The sequence below is a fragment of the Streptococcus sp. HMSC078H12 genome, assembly GCF_001814615.1.
GTDB lineage: Bacteria > Bacillota > Bacilli > Lactobacillales > Streptococcaceae > Streptococcus > Streptococcus salivarius_F.
Genome location: NZ_KV817320.1, coordinates 197,985 through 217,549 on the forward strand (window position 1 = coordinate 197,985; position 19,565 = coordinate 217,549).

Annotated in this window: 17 protein-coding genes; 15 read left to right on the top strand and 2 right to left on the bottom strand. The window is 41.1% G+C overall.

The genetic code is table 11. The features are described from left to right. Positions 1-25 precede the first annotated feature (25 nt). From HMPREF2979_RS05320 to HMPREF2979_RS05380, 13 genes are all read left to right on the top strand, one after another. Positions 26-721, top strand: coding sequence for a helix-hairpin-helix domain-containing protein (locus HMPREF2979_RS05320; RefSeq protein ID WP_070655510.1), 696 nt, complete (start codon positions 26-28; stop codon positions 719-721). Further along, positions 711-2,951, top strand: coding sequence for a DNA internalization-related competence protein ComEC/Rec2 (locus HMPREF2979_RS05325; protein WP_070655512.1), 2,241 nt, complete (start codon positions 711-713; stop codon positions 2,949-2,951). The genes HMPREF2979_RS05320 and HMPREF2979_RS05325 overlap by 11 nt, the downstream gene beginning before the upstream one ends. Before the next feature lie 85 nt (positions 2,952-3,036). Then, on the top strand, positions 3,037-4,299 hold the full coding sequence (locus tag HMPREF2979_RS05330) for a UDP-N-acetylglucosamine 1-carboxyvinyltransferase (RefSeq protein WP_070655514.1): 1,263 nt from the start codon (positions 3,037-3,039) through the stop codon (positions 4,297-4,299). Between the two features lie 65 nt (positions 4,300-4,364). After that, a complete protein-coding gene (locus HMPREF2979_RS05335; RefSeq protein WP_070655515.1) occupies positions 4,365-4,910 on the top strand; it encodes a GNAT family N-acetyltransferase in 546 nt (181 codons plus the stop codon). After that, complete coding sequence (gene spxR / locus HMPREF2979_RS05340) at positions 4,903-6,183, top strand: CBS-HotDog domain-containing transcription factor SpxR (protein ID WP_002884454.1); 1,281 nt, start codon at positions 4,903-4,905, stop codon at positions 6,181-6,183. The genes HMPREF2979_RS05335 and spxR overlap by 8 nt, the downstream gene beginning before the upstream one ends. A 43-nt stretch (positions 6,184-6,226) precedes the next feature. Next, on the top strand, positions 6,227-7,087 hold the full coding sequence (locus HMPREF2979_RS05345) for a methionyl aminopeptidase (RefSeq protein ID WP_070655517.1): 861 nt from the start codon (positions 6,227-6,229) through the stop codon (positions 7,085-7,087). A 1-nt stretch (position 7,088) separates the two neighbouring features. Next, a complete protein-coding gene (locus HMPREF2979_RS05350) occupies positions 7,089-8,048 on the top strand; it encodes a YihY/virulence factor BrkB family protein (RefSeq protein WP_002891558.1) in 960 nt (319 codons plus the stop codon). 90 nt (positions 8,049-8,138) lie between these two features. Further along, positions 8,139-8,648 carry a QueT transporter family protein gene (locus HMPREF2979_RS05355; RefSeq protein ID WP_002891556.1) on the top strand — a complete coding sequence of 170 codons (510 nt, stop codon included), beginning with the start codon at positions 8,139-8,141 and terminating at the stop codon, positions 8,646-8,648. A 50-nt stretch (positions 8,649-8,698) separates the two neighbouring features. Further along, positions 8,699-10,657 (top strand): NAD-dependent DNA ligase LigA, encoded by a 1,959-nt coding sequence (gene ligA / locus HMPREF2979_RS05360; protein ID WP_070655518.1) that lies wholly within the window; start codon positions 8,699-8,701, stop codon positions 10,655-10,657. A 9-nt stretch (positions 10,658-10,666) separates the two neighbouring features. After that, entirely contained in the window at positions 10,667-11,680 is a 1,014-nt protein-coding gene (locus tag HMPREF2979_RS05365; RefSeq protein ID WP_021143749.1) for a diacylglycerol kinase, read from the top strand. Positions 11,681-11,802: 122 nt separating this feature from the next. Then, complete coding sequence (locus tag HMPREF2979_RS05370; protein ID WP_070655521.1) at positions 11,803-12,828, top strand: energy-coupling factor transporter transmembrane component T family protein; 1,026 nt, start codon at positions 11,803-11,805, stop codon at positions 12,826-12,828. 79 nt (positions 12,829-12,907) lie between these two features. Then, on the top strand, positions 12,908-13,897 hold the full coding sequence (locus HMPREF2979_RS05375; RefSeq protein WP_070655522.1) for a helix-turn-helix transcriptional regulator: 990 nt from the start codon (positions 12,908-12,910) through the stop codon (positions 13,895-13,897). A 106-nt stretch (positions 13,898-14,003) separates the two neighbouring features. Beyond that, entirely contained in the window at positions 14,004-15,638 is a 1,635-nt protein-coding gene (locus HMPREF2979_RS05380) for a hypothetical protein (protein ID WP_070655524.1), read from the top strand. A gap of 37 nt (positions 15,639-15,675) precedes the next feature. Here the strand turns inward: HMPREF2979_RS05380 and HMPREF2979_RS05385 are convergent, their stop codons facing one another. Together HMPREF2979_RS05385 and HMPREF2979_RS05390 are read right to left on the bottom strand one after the other, a co-directional pair. After that, positions 15,676-16,155, bottom strand: a complete 480-nt coding sequence (locus HMPREF2979_RS05385; RefSeq protein ID WP_013991025.1) for a QueT transporter family protein — start codon at positions 16,153-16,155, stop codon at positions 15,676-15,678. A 72-nt stretch (positions 16,156-16,227) separates the two neighbouring features. Beyond that, positions 16,228-17,055 (bottom strand): exodeoxyribonuclease III, encoded by an 828-nt coding sequence (locus HMPREF2979_RS05390; RefSeq protein ID WP_002884246.1) that lies wholly within the window; start codon positions 17,053-17,055, stop codon positions 16,228-16,230. A 547-nt stretch (positions 17,056-17,602) separates the two neighbouring features. On the opposite strand from HMPREF2979_RS05390, the gene HMPREF2979_RS05400 reads away from it, so the two are divergent. After that, complete coding sequence (locus tag HMPREF2979_RS05400) at positions 17,603-18,652, top strand: LLM class flavin-dependent oxidoreductase (protein WP_070655526.1); 1,050 nt, start codon at positions 17,603-17,605, stop codon at positions 18,650-18,652. Positions 18,653-18,747: 95 nt separating this feature from the next. After that, positions 18,748-19,500: a DUF4767 domain-containing protein gene (locus HMPREF2979_RS05405; RefSeq protein WP_070655528.1), complete on the top strand. Its 753-nt coding sequence runs from the start codon at positions 18,748-18,750 to the stop codon at positions 19,498-19,500. The last annotated feature ends 65 nt before the right edge of the window (positions 19,501-19,565 follow it).

The window sequence follows — 19,565 nt, forward strand, 5'->3', positions numbered from 1 at the left end:
AAATATATCAATTAAGGAGAATAGCGTGAAGGAAAAGATTCTAGCCTATGTCAAAGATAATCGTCTGTTTGTGAGTGTCATCGCTGTACTGATGATGATTTTTTGCTTCTTTCTATGGATGACTTGTGGTGCCGGCAACAGCATGGAGGCGGAGACGTCTTATACAGATGTGACAACCTTGTCTACCTCTTCATCCAAACAAAGCTCAAAATCACTTACGGAATCGTCGTCTGAGTCACAAACTGAAGGAAGTGAAAAAGATAAGTCAAAAGTAACGGTAGATGTTAAGGGGGCTGTGGTCAAGCCAGGTGTCTATACGCTAAAAGCAAGCGCTAGGGTGACAGATGCCATTCAGGAAGCAGGAGGAATGACAGAGGATGCGGACGCTAAGAGTGTTAATTTAGCCGCAAGCTTGTCAGACGAAGAGGTTATCTATGTGGCAACTAAGGATGAAAACCTTTCTGTCCTTGGTCAATCAGGAACTAGTCAGGTTTCTGACAAAGGAGGACAAACTAATGCTAAGGATGGGAAAATTAACTTAAATACAGCGACTGCAGAGGAATTGCAAACCATTTCTGGAATTGGAGCTAAGCGAGCAGAGGATATCATAGCATATCGTGAAAGTCATGGCGGCTTTCAGTCTGTAGATGACCTGAAAAATGTTTCAGGAATTGGTGATAAAACGTTAGATAAAATCAGAGAGTCCATATATGTGGCTTAAAAAAGCGCCAATCAATCTCTTTTCCCTAGCACTCTTAATAGCTGTCCTTTATTTTACGATTTTTGTATCTAATTTCTATGCTATTGGGACTTTTGTCTTTCTGATGGTCTGTTTTTTGAAGCATCATTGGAAGAATAAGGCAGCCCTAAAGTTGGTGGGACTTGTAGGTAGTTTCTTTTTGGTCTACTTTTTATTCTTGCATCATAGAGCTAGCATACAAGATAAACAAGCTCCTGTTGAAATCAATCAGGTGACTCTGGTTGCTGATACGCTGTCGGTTAATGGTGAGCAATTATCAGCTATTGGAAAGGCAAAGGGACAAACCTATCAGGTCTTTTACCGACTCAAATCTGAGAAGGAGCAGCATTTTTTTAAGACTGCTAGTCAAACGATGGTATTAAAAGGGAAAATAAAATTATCCCCAGCAACTGGTCAACGTAATTTTCAAGGGTTTAATTATCAGTCTTATCTAGCCAGTCAAGGTATTTACCGAATGGCTCAGATTGAGCGCTTGGACCATGTGGTACCTAAAAAATCTCTATCTCCCCTAGCTTTTTTTCATCAACTGAGGAGGAGGGCTTTGGTTCATATTCAGACGCACTTTCCTAATCCGATGAGACACTACATGACAGGCCTACTCTTTGGGTATTTGGATAAGGAGTTCGATGAGCAGAGTCAGCTTTACACGAGTTTAGGGATTATTCATCTATTCGCACTTTCGGGAATGCAGGTGGGCTTTTTTCTGGGATGGTTTCGCTACGGACTCCTACGCTTGGGCCTTCCTAAAGATTATCTATTTATTATCTTGCTGCCTTTTTCCTTATGCTATGCCTTAATGACAGGATGGACGGCTTCAGTCCTACGTTCCCTGATTCAAAGTTTGTTAGCGGAGTTTGGTATTAAAAAACTGGATAATATGGGAATAACCTTGCTTCTATTGTTTCTCTTTTTACCTCATTTTCTTTTAACAGTGGGAGGTGTTTTAAGTTGCTCCTATGCCTTCTTGTTATGTTTGTTTGATTTTGAGGAGATGTCATCACTTAAAAAGTCAATCTGTACAAGCTTAGTGTTAAGTCTTGGGATTTTGCCCTTTCTAACTTACTATTATGGGACCTTTCAACCGGTGAGTTTAATTCTGACGGCGATATTTTCGATAGTATTTGATAGCTTTCTCTTGCCTGTCTTGACGGTCTTCTTTGCCCTTTCGGGGTTGGTAATCTTTTCTCAAATCAACCCACTTTTTGAATGGATGGAGACCTTTTTGACTTGGATACAATCCTGGATAGGCCAGCCTTTAATTTTAGGGAAACCTAGTTTGTTACAGTTTAGCTTGATGATAGCTGTATTGGTTATGCTCTTTGATTTTTGGAAAAAGCCTCAGTTTAGGATTTGCCTTTTGATGATTTTTGGTCTTTTGATGGTCTGGGTCAAACATCCTTTAACCAATGAGGTGACTATGGTTGACGTTGGTCAGGGAGATAGTATTTTTCTGAGGAGTATGAAAGGCGATACCATCCTAATTGATGTGGGTGGCAAGGTGACTTTCGGTTCAAAGGAAAAATGGCAAGAGGCTAGTCAGACGAGCAATGCGGAGAAAAACTTGATTCCCTATCTACAGGCTAGGGGAGTGTCCCACATTGATCATCTGGTCCTGACTCATACGGATACAGACCATATTGGTGATTTGGAAGAAGTGGCCAAGCGGTTTAAGATTAAGGAAATCTGTGTCAGTCAGGGGGCTTTGACTAAGCCTAGTTTTGTGAAACGACTTAGGACTTTAAAATGCCCAGTTCGCACTCTAAAGGCTGGAGACAACTTACCCATGATGGGAAGTAAGCTACAGGTTCTTTATCCAAATAAAGTTGGTGATGGTGGTAACAATGATTCGATAGTTCTTTACGGAAAACTATTAGGAAGCATTTTTTTGTTTACGGGTGATTTGGAAAAAGAAGGTGAGGAGGAACTGATGGCCAGTTATCCCAATTTAAAGGCAAGTATCCTCAAGGCTGGACACCACGGTTCAAAGGGTTCTTCGTCTGAAGCGTTTTTGGATCAGTTGCATCCCTCCCTTGCCCTTGTTTCAGCTGGTGAGAACAATCGTTATAAACATCCGAATGATGAAACATTAGAACGTTTTAAGCAACGTCATATTAAGGTTTTACGAACAGATAAAGACGGGGCCATCCGTTTTAAGGGCTGGTTTAAATGGTCAAGTGAAACTGTCCGATAATTGTAAGAGTTCTTAATTTGTCATGCACCTCAATCTATGGTAGAATGTAAAAGCTAATATTCCAGTATAAGAAAGATTGAACAGTATGCGTAAAATTATCATCAACGGTGGTAAGAAACTTCAGGGAGAAGTTACAGTATCAGGGGCTAAAAATTCAGTTGTTGCATTGATTCCGGCCATCATTTTATCTGATGGAGTGGTTACTCTTGACGGGGTACCAGCAATCAGCGACGTCGATAACTTAATTGAAATTATAGAAGTAATGGGTGGTTCTGTTAAGCGTGATGGCGAAACACTCGAAATTGATCCACGAGGCGTTAAGGATATGCCAATGCCATTTGGTAAGATTAACAGTCTTCGTGCTTCTTACTATTTCTACGGTAGCTTGCTTGGACGTTACGGTCAAGCAACAGTAGGCTTGCCTGGTGGTTGTGATTTGGGACCACGTCCTATTGACCTTCACCTTAAGGCTTTTGAAGCGATGGGTGCTAGCATTTCCTATGAAGACGAATCTATGCGTATTGCGACTGATGCTGGTCAACGCATTAAGGGTGCTCATATCTACATGGATACGGTCAGTGTTGGAGCGACGATTAATACCATGTTGGCAGCGGCTAAAGCTGACGGTCGTACGGTCATTGAGAATGCGGCGCGTGAACCTGAGATTATTGATGTAGCAACTCTTCTTAACAATATGGGCGCACGTGTTCGTGGTGCTGGTACAGAAGTCATCACGATTGAAGGTGTAGAGAGCTTACATGGCACTCGTCATCAGGTTATTCCAGACCGTATTGAAGCGGGTTCCTACATTGCTATGGCCGCGGCTATCGGTAAGGGAATTAAGGTTAAAAATGTTCTTTATGAACACCTTGAGAGTTTTATTGCTAAACTTGAAGCAATGGGTGTTCGTATGACAGTTGAAGAAGATGCCATCTTTGTTGAAGAGCAAGGTGATTTAAAACCTATTGACATTAAGACATCGCCTTATCCAGGTTTTGCGACGGATTTACAACAACCGATGACACCGTTGTTACTGAAAGCAAGTGGTCGAGGAAAAATTATTGATACGATTTATGAGAAGCGTGTGAACCACGTTCCTGAATTGGCTCGTATGGGTGCTGATATTCAGGTACTCGGTGGACAAATTGTTTACAGTGGTCCAACGCAACTCTCAGGTGCGCCAGTAAAAGCCAGTGATTTGCGTGCAGGTGCTGCGCTTGTTACGGCAGGTCTTATGGCAGAAGGTCAAACTGAAATTACCAATATTGAGTTTATCCTTCGTGGGTATTCAAATATCATTGAGAAACTTTCTGACCTTGGTGCAGATATTCGTTTGATTGAAGATTAAGTCTAAGGTTCAACCCCTAGTGGTTGAGCCTTTTTCCATTTCTAAAACTGTGTTATAATACTATCATGGATATTTGGACTAGTCTGGGTGCTTTTGCCTTCTTTGAGTCGGAGCGCCTTTCTTTTAGACCACTCATCTTTTTGGATCGTTTTGATTTACACGAAATTGTATCAAATCCTCAGAATCTACAATTTTTCTTTCCTGCCACTCAAACCCAGCATGAAACGGATTGCCTTTTGGTTCATTACTTTATGAAGGAGCCTCTAGGTGTATGGGCTATTGTAGATAAAGAGTTAGAAAAGATGATTGGCGTCGTTCGTTTTGAAAAGATAGATGTCCAGAAACGGACTGCAGAGCTTGGCTATTTTTTGAATGCCTCATACTGGGGTAGAGGCTTAATGACAGAGGCAGTTACTTGTCTGTCAAATTTGGCTTTGACAGCTGTGGGAATGGATCGTATTATTCTTATTGCCCACTTGGAAAATAAGGCATCGATTCGTGTAGCGGAGAAGTCTGGCTTTAAACTTGTGTCCCGCTTTAAGGGAGCAGACCGATACACCCGTACCATGCGTGATTATCTCCGCTTTGAGAAGGAGGAGAACTGTGAGTAAACACCAAGAAATTCTAGATTATCTTGAGGCCTTGCCTATCGGTAAGCGTGTTAGTGTGCGTAGTATTTCGAATCACTTACAGGTTTCTGATGGAACTGCCTATCGAGCAATTAAAGAAGCTGAAAATCGAGGGTTGGTTGAGACACGTCCTCGGAGTGGGACGGTTCGAATTGAAAAGAAAGTCCAAGTTCGCCTTGACAGGCTGACCTTTGCGGAGATTGCAGAGATTACAGAGTCTGAGGTTATCTCTGGTCATGAAGGTCTGGAACGTGTCTTCAGTAAGTTCTATATTGGAGCCATGACTATTGAGAATATCACCCGTTATCTAACCAAGGGAGATCTTCTTATTGTTGGGGACCGTGAGGATATTCAATTGCTTGCTCTGGAACACAATAATGCTATTCTAGTGACAGGGGGCTTTCAGGTTTCCGATAGGGTAAAAGAGCTTTCTCGTTTGAAGCAATTTCCGGTTATGGTCACAACCTACGATACCTTTACCGTGGCAACCATGATTAACCAGGCGCTTTCGAATGTTCGTATCAAAACAGATATCAAGACTGTAGCTCAAGTCTATACCAGACGAGAAGACTACAATTACATGACTCCAGAAATGACGGTCAGGGATTTTCAGAATTTGGTTAAACGGACCAACTTGGTACGTTTTCCAATTTTATCTGAGTCTGAAAAAGTGATTGGGATTGTGACCATGCGGGATGTGTCTAATCAGCAACCGACGACCATGCTTAAAGCAATCATGACCAAGCCGACGGTGACACGACTTGAGACTAGTTTGGCAACTGTTGCCCAAAAGATGATTTTTGAAGACTTTGATATCATTCCTGTTGTGGACGAAGAAAAACACTATCTAGGTGTTATTACCCGTCGTCAGGTTTTGGAAGAACTTCAGGACAATAATCGTGGCAACTTGCATACCTTTAGCGATCAAATGATAGCTAACCTAAACCAGGACAAGCATGCTTTCAGCTTTGAGGTAGAGCCCACTATGATTGACAATTCTGGAAACCTCACTCAGGGTGTTCTTGCAGAGATGGTTAAAGAGGTTGTCTATCGTATCATGGAAAAGCAGGAGCAAAATGGTCTTGTGATTGAAGAGATGATGTTTTACTTTCTTCAGGCGGCTCAGATTGATGACAAGGTGACGATTACACCAAGTATTATCGCTGAGACCAGACGTAGAGCTCATCTGGACCTTATGGTTACTCATGGTAATCATACCGTCTGCAAATCAGTTGTTGTGGTTAAGAAAACTTAGTAACGAATAAAAAATAAAAGATATAAAGAAAACGGAGAAAACAATGATTACATTAAAATCAGCACGTGAAATTGAAGCGATGGATAGAGCAGGAGATTTTCTTGCAAGTATCCACATTGGCCTACGTGACCTCCTGAAACCAGGAGTGGATATGTGGGAAGTTGAAGAGTATGTTCGCCGTCGCTGTAAAGAGGAAAATGTTCTTCCACTTCAGATTGGGGTTGAAGGAAGCATCATGGACTATCCTTATGCGACATGCTGTGGCCTTAATGACGAAGTGGCACATGCCTTTCCACGTCACTATATTTTGAAAGATGGTGACCTCTTGAAGGTTGATATGGTCTTGTCAGAACCTATCGATAAGTCAGTCCTTGATGTGTCAAAATTGGATTTTGACAATGTTGCTCAGGTTAGAAAATACACGGAATCATATTCTGGCGGTTTGGCTGACTCATGTTGGGCTTATGCGATTGGAACGCCATCTGACGAAGTTAAAAAACTTATGGAAATAACACGTGAGGCTATGTACCTTGGTATTGAACAAGCGGTAGTCGGTAACCGTATCGGTGATATCGGTGCAGCTATCCAAGAATACGCTGAAAGTCGTGGTTACGGTGTTGTTCGTGACTTGGTTGGACACGGAGTTGGGCCAACAATGCACGAAGAACCAATGGTGCCAAACTATGGGGTAGCTGGACGAGGTCTCCGTCTCAAAGAAGGAATGGTTTTGACTATTGAGCCAATGATTAACACTGGTACTTGGGAAATCGATACTGACCTTGAAACGGGTTGGGCTCACAAAACTCTTGATGGTGGACTTTCTTGTCAATATGAGCACCAATTTGTTATTACTAAGGATGGTCCAGTAATTTTGACTTCTCAAGGCGAAGAAAGAACTTACTAATATGAAACGACAAGGCTTAATGGCCCGTCTATTGGATAAACTCCAATGGCGCCCTTTGCAGGTTTATCTTAGGCATTATCGTAGTGCAGAGATAGACATTTCAACTATCGCAGTGGCTTACTATCTCATTTTGACGATTTTTCCGCTCATTGTCATTGCGGCCAATGTCTTTCCCTATTTGAATATTGATACGACAGATCTCTTGAAGTTTATGAATGAGCACCTTCCTAAGCAGTTTTATGCACCTGCAGCCAACGTTGTTCAGGATATCTTCTCGACACCTTCTGGACAGTTGTTGGGAGTTGCCTCTTTGACGGGATTCTGGACTATGATTAAGTCCTTGTCTTCACTTCAAAAGGCGATTAACAAGGTGTATGGTGCTTCAGAACACCGTGATGTCTTTATTAGTCACATTATCGGTGGTTTCATGAGTCTGGTCATTTTGTTCCTGCTCACCTTTGCACTAATGCTGTCCACGATTATTCAGTCGGTCCTTCGAGTTATCAATCAGACCTATCCTATTGGTTCCAAGATGACCCAGCTTATTCTAAATAGTATTCAACCTCTGAGTATTGCAGTTGTCTTCCTGGGAATGATGGTGCTTTATTTCGTGCTTCCAAATGTGAAGATTCGAAAAATCCGCTACGTTATGCCAGGGACTATCTTTACGACTTTAGTGATTGGCTATTTAAGTAACTTGTTTGGAACCTACGTGATTCGTACCTTGAGTCGATTGGTTGACATCAAGTTATTTGGATCCATTATGATTTTCGTCTTCATGCTTTGGTTCATCTTTTTGGCCAGGATATTGATTTTGGGTGCCGTCTTTAATGCGACCTATCAAGAGCTTAGACAAGGTGAACTGAAAAGTAGAAGAGGAGATGTGATTACTATTATTCAGAGTTTTTCTGGAGATGGTAGTGACAGCAAAAAACACAAAAAACATGAGGATGATTCCTAGATGATAAAAAGAGCTTGGTGAGATCCAGGCTCTTTTGACGGGATTATTGATTTTTCGTAGCTAATAAAAAACATTGATTAAGGAGGGAAAATGAAAAAACAAACTGTTCGTGATTTAACACATATTGCTATTGTGGCGGCCCTTTATGTGGTCTTGACTGTTGTGCCACCTTTTAACTTAATTTCCTACGGTCCCTACCAGTTCCGTATTGCAGAAATGTTCAATCTTTTAGGGTTTTATAACCGTAAGTATATTATTGCTGTTACTTTGGGCTGTGTGATTGCTAATTTCTTTAGCTTTAACATGATTGATGTGGTTGTTGGAAGCCTATCAACACTGGTCTTTGTCGGCTCAGGTGTTTACTTCTTTGATCGCTTTAAAAACCAAGATATCTTGGGTGGTCTCTTTGACAAAGCCCATGTTTTCTTTGCCTTTTATTTCTCATTCTTCATGGTGACTATCGCAGCTGAGTTGACCTTAGTGACTCAAGCACCATTTTGGGCAACTTGGTTCACCGTAGCAATGGGAGAATTGGCCTCACTCTTGGTTGGTGCAATTCTTATTAAGAAATTGGCCAAAGTCATTGATTTTGTTTCCTAAATTAACGTCTGTAAAGGCGTTTTTTTCTGCTTTTATGTTAAAATGTTCCTATGGAAAAACGAATGAAAGAGCTGGTTGCTAAACTTAACCAGTATGCAAAAGAGTATTATACGGAAGATAATCCATCGGTGTCAGATGCAGACTACGATAAGCTCTATCGTGAGCTTGTAGCTTTGGAGGCTGAGCACCCTGAACTTGTTCAAGCAGATAGTCCAACCCATCGTGTAGGAGGGGTGGTTCTTGATGGTTTTGAAAAATACCAGCATGAGTATCCGCTTTATAGTTTGCAGGATGCCTTTTCACGAGAAGAGCTAGACGCTTTTGATAAGAGGGTCAAGTCTGAATTTCCTAATGCTGACTATATGGCTGAGCTGAAAATTGATGGACTTTCTATCTCGCTGACCTATGTGGATGGTATTCTTCAGGTAGGTGCGACACGTGGTGATGGCTCTGTTGGTGAAAATATCACTGAGAATGTCAAACGTATCTCGGATATTCCACTGAAGTTGGACCAACCGCTTAATATTACGGTGCGTGGGGAGTGTTATCTGCCACGGGCTGAGTTTGAACGCATCAATACCCAGCGTCAGGAGAATGGTGAAGCTGAATTTGCCAATCCACGTAATGCTGCAGCAGGAACCCTTCGTCAGTTAGACACTAAAGTAGTTGCGGAGCGTCGTTTGGCGACTTTCCTTTATCAGGAAGCTAGTCCAACGGAGCGTCTAACACAAAATGATGTCTTAAATGAAGTGTCAGAACTCGGTTTCTCTGTTAATCCACGTCGCATTGTCACATCATCGATGGATGAGATTTGGGACTTTATTCAAGCTGTTGGAGAAGATCGTGATCACTTGGCCTATGACATTGATGGTGTTGTCATCAAAGTCAATAGTTTGGCTATGCAAGAAGAACTCGGTTTTACAGTTAAGGCGCCACGTTGGGCTATTGCTTATAAATTCCCGGCTGAGGAAAAGGAAGCAGAGCTTCTCTCAGTGGACTGGCAGGTAGGTCGTACGGGTGTAGTAACGCCGACTGCTAATTTGACTCCAGTGCAATTAGCGGGGACAACGGTTAGTCGGGCCACCCTTCATAATGTAGATTACATTGCCGAAAAAGACATTCGTATCGGTGATATTGTAATTGTCTACAAAGCTGGTGATATTATCCCTGCTGTACTTCGTGTAGTAGAGAGTAAGCGTACGACACAGGAGCCGATGGAAGTACCGACGCAATGTCCATCTTGTGGCAGTGGTCTTTTACATTTTGAAGATGAAGTTGCCCTACGTTGTATCAATCCTTCTTGCCCTGCTCAGATCAAGGAAGGCCTGATTCATTTTGCCTCTCGAGATGCCATGAACATCGCAGGTATGGGACCTTCAGTGGTTGAAAAGCTCTTTAAAGCTGAATTGGTTAAAGATGTGGCTGATATCTATGGCTTGAACAGTCAGGATTTCCTTCAATTGGAAGGTTTCAAGGAAAAGTCGGCTGAAAAACTTTACGCAGCTATTCAAGCATCAAAAGAAAATTCTGCAGAGAAATTGCTCTATGGCTTGGGTATTCGTCACGTTGGCGCCAAAGTTAGTAAGCAGTTGCTAGAAGCTTTTGGCAGTATACAAGAGTTAGCCAGTGCAGATGTCGAGGCTATCGCTGCTGTAGATGGTTTAGGAGAGGTTATTGCCAAGTCTATCCAGCGCTATTTTGCTAAGGAGGAGGCTCAAGTTCTTATGAAAGAACTGGAATCCTATGGTGTTAATTTGTCCTATCTTGGACAAAAGGTGGCAGATGATGCTATCTTATCTGGTAAGACAGTTGTTTTGACAGGAAAATTGGAGCATCTTAAACGTAGTGATGCAAAGGCAAAACTAGAAGCTCTGGGTGCTAAGGTGACAGGTTCTGTCTCTAAGAAAACAGATTTAGTAGTTGCTGGTAGTGATGCCGGAAGTAAGTTGGAAAAAGCACAAAGCCTAGAAATTGAAGTAAAAGATGAGGCTTGGTTGCTGGATTTATAGGAGTTCAATATGAAACAAAAACGTGCCCGCTTAATTTATAATCCAACATCTGGACAAGAAATTATGAAAAAAAATGTTGCCGAGGTCTTGGATATTCTGGAAGGTGCTGGCTTTGAAGCGTCAGCCTTTCAAACAACACCAGATGAGAACTCTGCAAAAAATGAGGCCACTCGTGCGGCCAAAGCAGGCTTTGACTTAGTTATTGCTGCTGGTGGCGATGGTACAATCAATGAGGTTGTTTCTGGGATTGCCCCGCTTAAAAAACGCCCACAAATGGCGGTTATTCCAACGGGAACGACAAATGACTTTGCACGCGCCTTGAAGATTCCAAGAGGTAATCCTGTTGAAGCAGCCAAGGTTATCGCTAAAAATCAGACCCTTCAGATGGATATTGGCCGTGCCTATGATGACAAATACTTCATCAATATTGCGGCAGCTGGTTCCTTTACGGAACTAACCTATAGTGTACCTAGTCGCTTAAAGACAGTACTTGGTTATTTGGCCTACCTTGTTAAGGGGGCAGAGTTGTTGCCACAGGTAAAGAAGGTTCCTGTTCGTATTACGCATGATGAGGGTGTTTTTGAAGGTGGTCTTTCCATGATTTTCGTTGCCTTGACCAATTCAGTTGGTGGCTTTGAAACGATTGCCCCAGATGCTAAACTGGATGATGGTAAATTTACTCTAATCATGGTTAAGACAGCTAACCTCTTTGAATTGGTTGACCTCATTCGTCAAATTCTCCAAGGTGGTAAACACATCTATGACAAGAGAATTTCCTATATCAAAACGAGCTCGCTGTATATTGAGCCTTTAAGTGATGATCGTATGATGATTAACCTCGACGGTGAATACGGTGGTGATGCACCAATTCATCTCCAAAATCTGAAGAATCATATTGAATTTTATGCAAATATTGATGAGATTTCTGATGATGCCATCACTCTTCCAGATACAGATGAATTAGCTCTTGAAGCCATCGCACAAAAATTCAGTACAGAAGCTGAAAAAATTGAGAATGACTAATGTTAAACCTTTAAGCAACCTAAGATAGGTTGCTTTTTTAGTATATTTGTAGAAAATGACGCTTTCATTTGTTACAATAGAAAAAACTGGGAAATTGTTATATAGAATATTTAGGGGAGTAGATGTTTAATAAAGAGAATGAACATTATTTAAGTGATGATCATCTAAAGAATGGTGATCAGGCTTTCGAGTCGGCTTTTAGTAATAAAGGGTCAGAGTTTGACTCAGCTTTTCAGGAGGAAAAAGCTGAAAAGCGACATTTCTTTTTGACCCTTGCTTTGCCACTGATACTCTTAAGTGTGAGCTGGATTTCGGTCTTCTTATCTTGGAAGTTTAAGCCGATAATTGTGTATCTGGCTGTAATTGTGGCATGTTTTGTCCTTGCTATCATTCTCTTTAGAATGGGACGGAAGCTAGGTAGATTTCTCTTCACCGCAATCGTGGTTGGCTTGATTGGACTATCCTTCTTTGCCACTTTAGGTGGTTCTGTCTATCGAGGGGCTATGAAAAAATACAGGTTGATTCAGCAGGTGTCTCAGTCAGATCTTGATGAAGATAAACCAGATAGCGATGATCCCAAAGATTACGAAGATGAGTCTGCAATTTATAACTGGACGGAAGAAGATTTTGAAAATCTGAAACCCAAGGCTGATACCTTACGTTCGATTATTAAAAGTCATGGTAAGGGGAATTATGTCGAGATGGAGTCTAGTGGTCTCAAGGTGAGATATGACCGTGGAGATGGCAATGAGTATATTAATCTCTCTTTTGTGAAGGACGAAAAGGGACGCTTTGTCTATGATGGCGGAACAGCGACTTATCCAGTTGATGGCGTTACGGTAGTTGATAATTATAGTAGTGACTGGACAATAGAACAGCTTAACCGGTTACGCACTAAAGACCAAGACTATCTTGGTCCAGCAACAGCCTTGTCTGAGGTGGTGAGGGAACACCCTCAGGCGGACAGTGCTCAGAGGCGCATAAGCGTGCACTCTTCAGGAGCTATGCATAAGACAGTTGATCTTGATTATACTGACCAGAATAGCTTTATTGAGAAAGCAAAATGGTTAAGACTATCTTTTGAGTATAACGAAAAGAAAAAGGACTATTATTTGAGCTATAATTCTGCTGCTCGTCGCCATTGGTGAGGGACTATCTAGGCTTATTGATAACTAGACAGCAATTTTTTTAGTAATAAGAGGTTTGATTATAAAGGGGGATTTTATAATGACAGCATCAAAAACCAAACGTCTCTTGTATTTTATGTCCGAATTGGAAAAGGGAAATGACATTTCAAAAACGGACTACCTAGCTCGCTTTGGCATAAGTGAGCGTACACTTAAAGAGGACGTGAGTGAACTCAAGGAAAATTTGACTGAGTTACGTCCAAATATGAAGGTTAAGTATTCTAGAAAATACGGTTCCTATCATGCTGAGTATGAACAAGGTTATGGTAACCTTAAATACAATCAGGCAGTTATCCTATCTAAGATTCTTTTAGAGAGTCGTGCTCTTCGAAAGGATGAAGTAGCAGAGATAATCAACATCTTTGTTGAGAGGGCGGTAGATGATAAGGAACGCAGACGTATCAAGCGATTGACCGAGCTAGAACTAGATAGTTATCAAGAGCTTAAGATTTATCAGGAACAAGATAAGTCACTCTTACCAGCTATTTCAGCCATTTTCGATGCTATTGTGGACCAACGTCCATTGTCATTTAGCTACCGTAAGCCAGGAGAAAAAGTGGAGGAGTATAAGGTCTTTCCGATTTCAGTCATTTTTGACAACCACTATTTCTACTGTATTTCTTACAAATTGGATGAGAACTTTACTTGTGATTACAAGTTCTCTGAAATACGTTATTTCCGTGTCGATCGTTTTCAGACCATTCATAAATCTGAAAATGACGTCGCCTTCACGCTTAGTCCAGAACAAGAAGCCCGTCTCATTACAGATGAGCAGGTGCGCTACCAAGCTTTCTCAATGCTTTCTGGTAACGAATGGGCTCGAATTACCTTTGAGTATAAAGGACTTTACCGTGATGTCTTGGAATCAGATATTCCAAAACTAAAATTGCTTGAAGAAAGCACTAGTGATGGTGTTGATCAGGTCCGTTATGAGATTGAAACCTTTAGTTTATTAGGTTTTCAAAAGTACATTCAACGCTTTGATGGGGATTTTGTGTTCCTCAAGATTGAAGCAATAGATAACAAATGAAAAAGGCCTTCGGTTATCCGAATGCCTTTTTAAATCTGACAAAAATAGTACAATTGTGTTAAAATAGGAGTACGGAAACGTTATCATTTCCATAAGGAGGGAAAATATGAAAGAAAAGAAAAAAGAAATGCAAAAACAAGTCTTAACTCTTTTAGGAATCTTGATTTTTGCCTTTGTCAATGTGTTTATCTTTGATAATAAGATGGGCGCTGGTTTTTCTGCCTTCTCAACTATCACCCTGATGAGTATTGGACTCTTGTCTAAGCGCACCAGTCTGCGAGTTTTGGCCATTATTTCCTATCTCATCAATGTGGTAGCAGCCGTTTTTGGCTTCAACTACGTTGGTTTTCTAACAGCAGTTCAAGCCATTGAACTTATCTTCGTTATCTGGTATCTTTACCCACGTGACACGTTTTTGAGACGAGATACAACTGATAAATACACTTACCGCTATCGTTGGATTCATTTGCTCTTGACGGTTTTAATCTCAATTGGAGGTTATATCGTTTTTACAGTTGTTTCTAGTATTTGGAATGGTTCCTTCCTAGAATACGGTGGGAACACAGCTCTCATCTTTGCCATGCAATATTTACTCTTTTTGAGTATTACCAAGTCAAGGGAAGATGAACCGACCAAGGTTGCCCATTTGTTCCAAAAGGAACGCCGTACTAAGGAAATGAAAGCAGCAATAGAGGCTGAACGCCAAGCCAAAGAAAGAGCACTTGCACAAGCTTTCGAGGTACCTTTAAAGGCACCTAGTCAAACGGCTGCAAAATTTGGTAACAACATGATCAAATTTGCATCTGTCTGGCTTTTGGTGATGGATATGTCCATCTTGGCTTATTTCTTCCGTCCAAATGATGTTGGCTTCGGCTTTGGTGCCTTCTTTGTACTCTTGACCATTGTCTTGTCCTTGATTTTCAAATCTGAGGAAGACAAGGAGGACGTTTTCTCTATCATCTATCATAAGGTCCGTCCTATTCAACCTATTTTCTTCATTTTACTTTTGATTGCCCATGCGCATAAGTTCAGCTACGGTGCTGCTTACGCTCTCTTGTTCTCAGCTGCTTATTTCTTCTGGGCTATCAATAAGATTAATATGAAGACCCTCTTGACCTTTACAGTCATCATTTATTTCTTCCCAGTCTTTGGTTACCTTTCTAACCCATACCGTCTGGGTGCTGAAAACCTTAAGATGGTAGGTGAACTGGTGACAGATCGTGAGAAGTCTAATACCTTCTATCTCGGTCATTATTGGTCACTTCTAGGTCTACAGAGTGATGGTGAATATGAAGGAGTCCCTACTTCTTGGCAGGCTGCTAAGTTCGCTGACATTCAGACATTCTCTGATGATAGTGACATTACTTCAGGTGTTTTCCAAGTGAATAGCCACAATGATTATGATTATGATTATGATTTGCATTTAACAAATAACAAGGGCACCATTGAAGTCACAACTGGCTCTGGAAAAGATAAGAAAGAATACCAGTTCACTGACTTTGCCAGAACTTATTATCGATATGAAAAATTGAAAAAAACGGATAACCAAAAGCGTTATAAAGATTTTTACAAGGTAGGTACTGTTTCGACTGAGTTGGGAACTTATAATCTTTACCTCGAAATGAATCAAGATTGGGTTGATGAGTATCAAAAAGATCCTACTAATGTTGACTACCGTTTGCTTATCTCTGGTGACAAATTGACACCAAGAGAAGCTTACGAAAAAGCTTTTGATTACTAAAAAATATCTCTGCACATTGCAGAGATATTTTTGTTTGTCAGTCTTTATATCCTCGTTTAGCCAACTCTCGTACAAGGACAGCTCCCAAGATTGAAGGAACTAATTGTCCCAGGAGGAGATTAATAACGAGAGCAAAATAAGGAAGTTTGAGCAAGGCACTAAGCCAGATTGGTACCACTAAAGCAGGAACGAGTAGGATTGGAAGGATGATGAACCAGCTAGATAACTTGGCTTTACGGATGAGGTAGATGCTACCAGTTGTTAAAAAGCTAGCACAGAAACCACCAACCACGTCAATCAATCCCAAACCTCCAAAAGAGTTTGCGATGGCATTAGCCAGACTAATTGGGAATACCAAAAACGGGAAGATGTAGGTTAATCCATATAAAGCGGTAGCCAGACGCATTTGAACCGCACCAAAGGAAATGGCTTGAGAGACAAAGAGGATAGCGATGTAAAGAGCCATCATAATAGCTGACAGAACGAGCTTTTGAGTGGTATTAAGTTTGGTTTTCATAATTTCTCCTTAATTGGGCATAGTAAAAGAGTAGCAGGTCTACTCTTTTTGTGATTTAGGTCTAGAGTTATTTTATAAATCAATCTCTAAGACAATAGGTGTGTGGTCTTGGCGATCACCAGAGTCAATCATGTCTGATTTTGTGACCTTATCGGCAATACGATTTGAAGTCAACCAGTAGTCAATCCTCCAGCCTGTATTGTTGATTTTAGATGTTTTACTACGTTGGGCCCACCATGTGTAGGCTCCTGTAACGTCGCCATTGAGGTGACGGTAGGTATCGGTGAAACCTTTTGCAAGGAGGTTAGTGAAACCAGCACGTTCTTCATCTGTAAATCCTGGTGAACGACGATTACTTGAAGGATTAGCCAAGTCGATTTCCTTGTGGGCAACATTGTAGTCACCAGTCGCAAGAACTGGTTTCTGAGCATCCAATTCAGCTAGGTAATCCGCATATTTTTCGTCCCAGATTTGACGTTCAAGCAGACGTTTGAGGCCATCACCAGCATTTGGTGTGTAGACCTGTGTCACAAAGAAATTGTCAAATTCAAGAGTGATGATACGTCCTTCACAGTCCATGGTTGAAGGTGCTCCGATTTCAGGATAGGTAATGACTGGATTCAGTTCTTTTTTATACAAGAACATGGTTCCAGCATAACCTTTACGGGCAGGTTCAACAGATGAACGCCAAGTATTGTCATAGTCAGGGAAGTAGTCTTCCAAGATTTGCAGATGTTTTTTAGTCGGACCTTTGGCAGACAGTTTTGTTTCTTGAATAGCAATGATGTCTGCATTTTCGGCGACTAAAGTGTCGATAACAGCACGTGACAATTGAGCACGTGCAGAATCACTAGTAAGAGCGGCGTTTAGGGAATCAATATTCCAAGAAATTAATTTCATGTGTACAGTTTCCTTTTTTGAATCTTTCCTTTCTATTGTAGCAGAAAATAAGGTGTCAGGCGAGTTATGGGCTTGATAAGGGAAGCTAGGAGGAGTATACTTATCTTAGATTGAGAGGTACATATTAATGAAAAAGCAATCCTACATTTATTACTTGTTTTGGGGTCTCTTGTTGATACAAGTCTTTCTTACAATCATGATTTGGTGGTCACAGGGGCTAGTGCTTCCTCTTGTTATTTTTCCGGGGATGAGTTTCTTCTTTTTATTTCACTTAAGGTATCTCTTAGGCTACAACCTTAAGCAATCTCCCTCAGAACCCTTATTTGTCCTCCGTAGGTATGGCCTTGGAACCAGTTTAAATCCCAAAAATCCCCTAGGCTATAAGATTAGTCTCCTAGTGGTCGTGGGTGCTTTAGTTTTACTTTTCTGCCTAACCCTATTAGCCTTTCTTGGAAAATAGAGTCTTAGGTTTTTTTATTTGTAATTATCACTAACTAGTTATAATGTATTCTCATAACAAATAAAAGAATCACTGGAGGAAAGATTTATGACGATTGAACTTGGCATTTCAACTTTTGGAGAAACAACCCTCCTAGAATCGACTGGAAAATCTATCTCTCATGACCAACGTATTAGAGAGCTCGTTGAAGAAATTGAATTGGCGGATCAAGTTGGACTAGACATTTATGCGATTGGAGAGCATCACCGTGAAGACTTTGCGGTATCGGCACCGGAAATTGTTCTTGCAGCAGGTGCTGTGAATACCAAGAAAATTCGTTTATCTAGTGCAGTAACCATTTTGTCGTCTATTGACCCGGTTCGTGTCTATCAGCAGTATGCAACCATTGATGCTCTGTCAAGTGGCCGTGCAGAAATCATGGCGGGTAGAGGCTCCTTTGTTGAGAGTTTCCCACTTTTTGGCTATGATCTTTCAGACTATGATGAACTTTTCAATGAAAAACTAGACATGCTTCTGGAAGTGAAAAAGCAAACGAATTTAACTTGGCAAGGTAAGCATACTCAATCTGTTGACAATCGTCCTGTGTATCCGCGAGCAGTCCAAGATGATTTTCCAATATGGGTAGCGACAGGTGGTCACATTGAGTCGACCATTCAAATTGCGGAAAAAGGTCTGCCAATTGCCTATGCTACAATCGGAGGAAATCCGAAGGCCTTTGCAAAATTAGTTGAGGTCTATAAGGAAATCGGTGCTCGAAATGGTTATTCGGATGAACAACTTAAGGTGGCGGCTCATTCTTGGGGTTGGATTGAAGAAAATAATTTCCAAGCGATAGAAAATTATTTTTATCCAACGAAACAAACGGTAGATAACATTGCTAAAGATCGCCCACACTGGTCTGAAATGACTAAAGAGCAGTACTATGCTAGTGTTGGACCAAACGGAGCCATGTTCGTTGGGGACCCTGCTCACGTTGCTCAAAAAATCATTCGTATTATTGAGGATTTACAGCTAGATCGCTTCATGCTTCATCTCCCGATTGGTTCTATGCCACATGAAGACGTTCTAAAGGCTATTAAACTTTATGGTGAAGAAGTGGCACCGATTGTTCGTCGTTATTTTGAAAATAAAGGATAGTAGCTTGAAGGTAAACCTCAAGTTCTCTCTACTATTGTCATCATCACTGTTCTATGATAGGATGGAAGATAATTGATAAAGAGAAGAGGAAAATTATGCGAAAGCTGTCAGAAGCAGAATGGATAAGTCGTTTTGAGCAAGTTCAGGGGCGTAAACCGAAACCTGATGAATTACAATTAGCTTATCAGTCTGGCCTTATTGGAATCTCGAAAAATTATAATTATATCTATATTCTTCTGGGGGCTCTAGTTGCGATCGTCGTTGGTATTGGCTTGACTCTAGTCTCTAGTTCAATGAAGAACGTCAAACAGACTAGGTCGTCTGCCACAGTGGCTAGCTCGATATTCTCATCGACAGATAAGGCTAGTGCCAAGCCAAGTACGTCATCGACCGAAAATACGAAGACAAGTGAATCTAGCAGTGCAAGTATTGATACACCTGACGCTAACCATGCTAAGGAAGCCTATACTGAAAATCCACGTTGGACCAATGACAAAGCTAGTCGACTTGCTAGTTTGATGGTTTCTTGGGGCAATCAGATGAATCAGCCAGGATACAAAGAAATTACCAATGAAGCCTCTTCCTTGCCTATCCGTTGGATGTCGGACCATAACCAGACTGTGGATGCTACTTATGCTGCAAATGGTAATAGCAATTCGGAGTATACCATTGTTTCGGTATACGAGAGATGGGAAAATGTATCTGTTCACCGTTATTTCTTTACGATTAAAAAAGATGGGACTCCCTTTGTGCTTTATTCACCAACTACCAATGGAGGTGTCTATTATGTCAAAGAAACAGAAAATGCAGACCTTAAATCAGGGTATGCAGATATTGTAAACAATTAAAAACTAGGATTCCAGTTGGAATCCTAGTTTTTAATTTTTGTGACTTTAAGTCCGTTTCGCTCCGA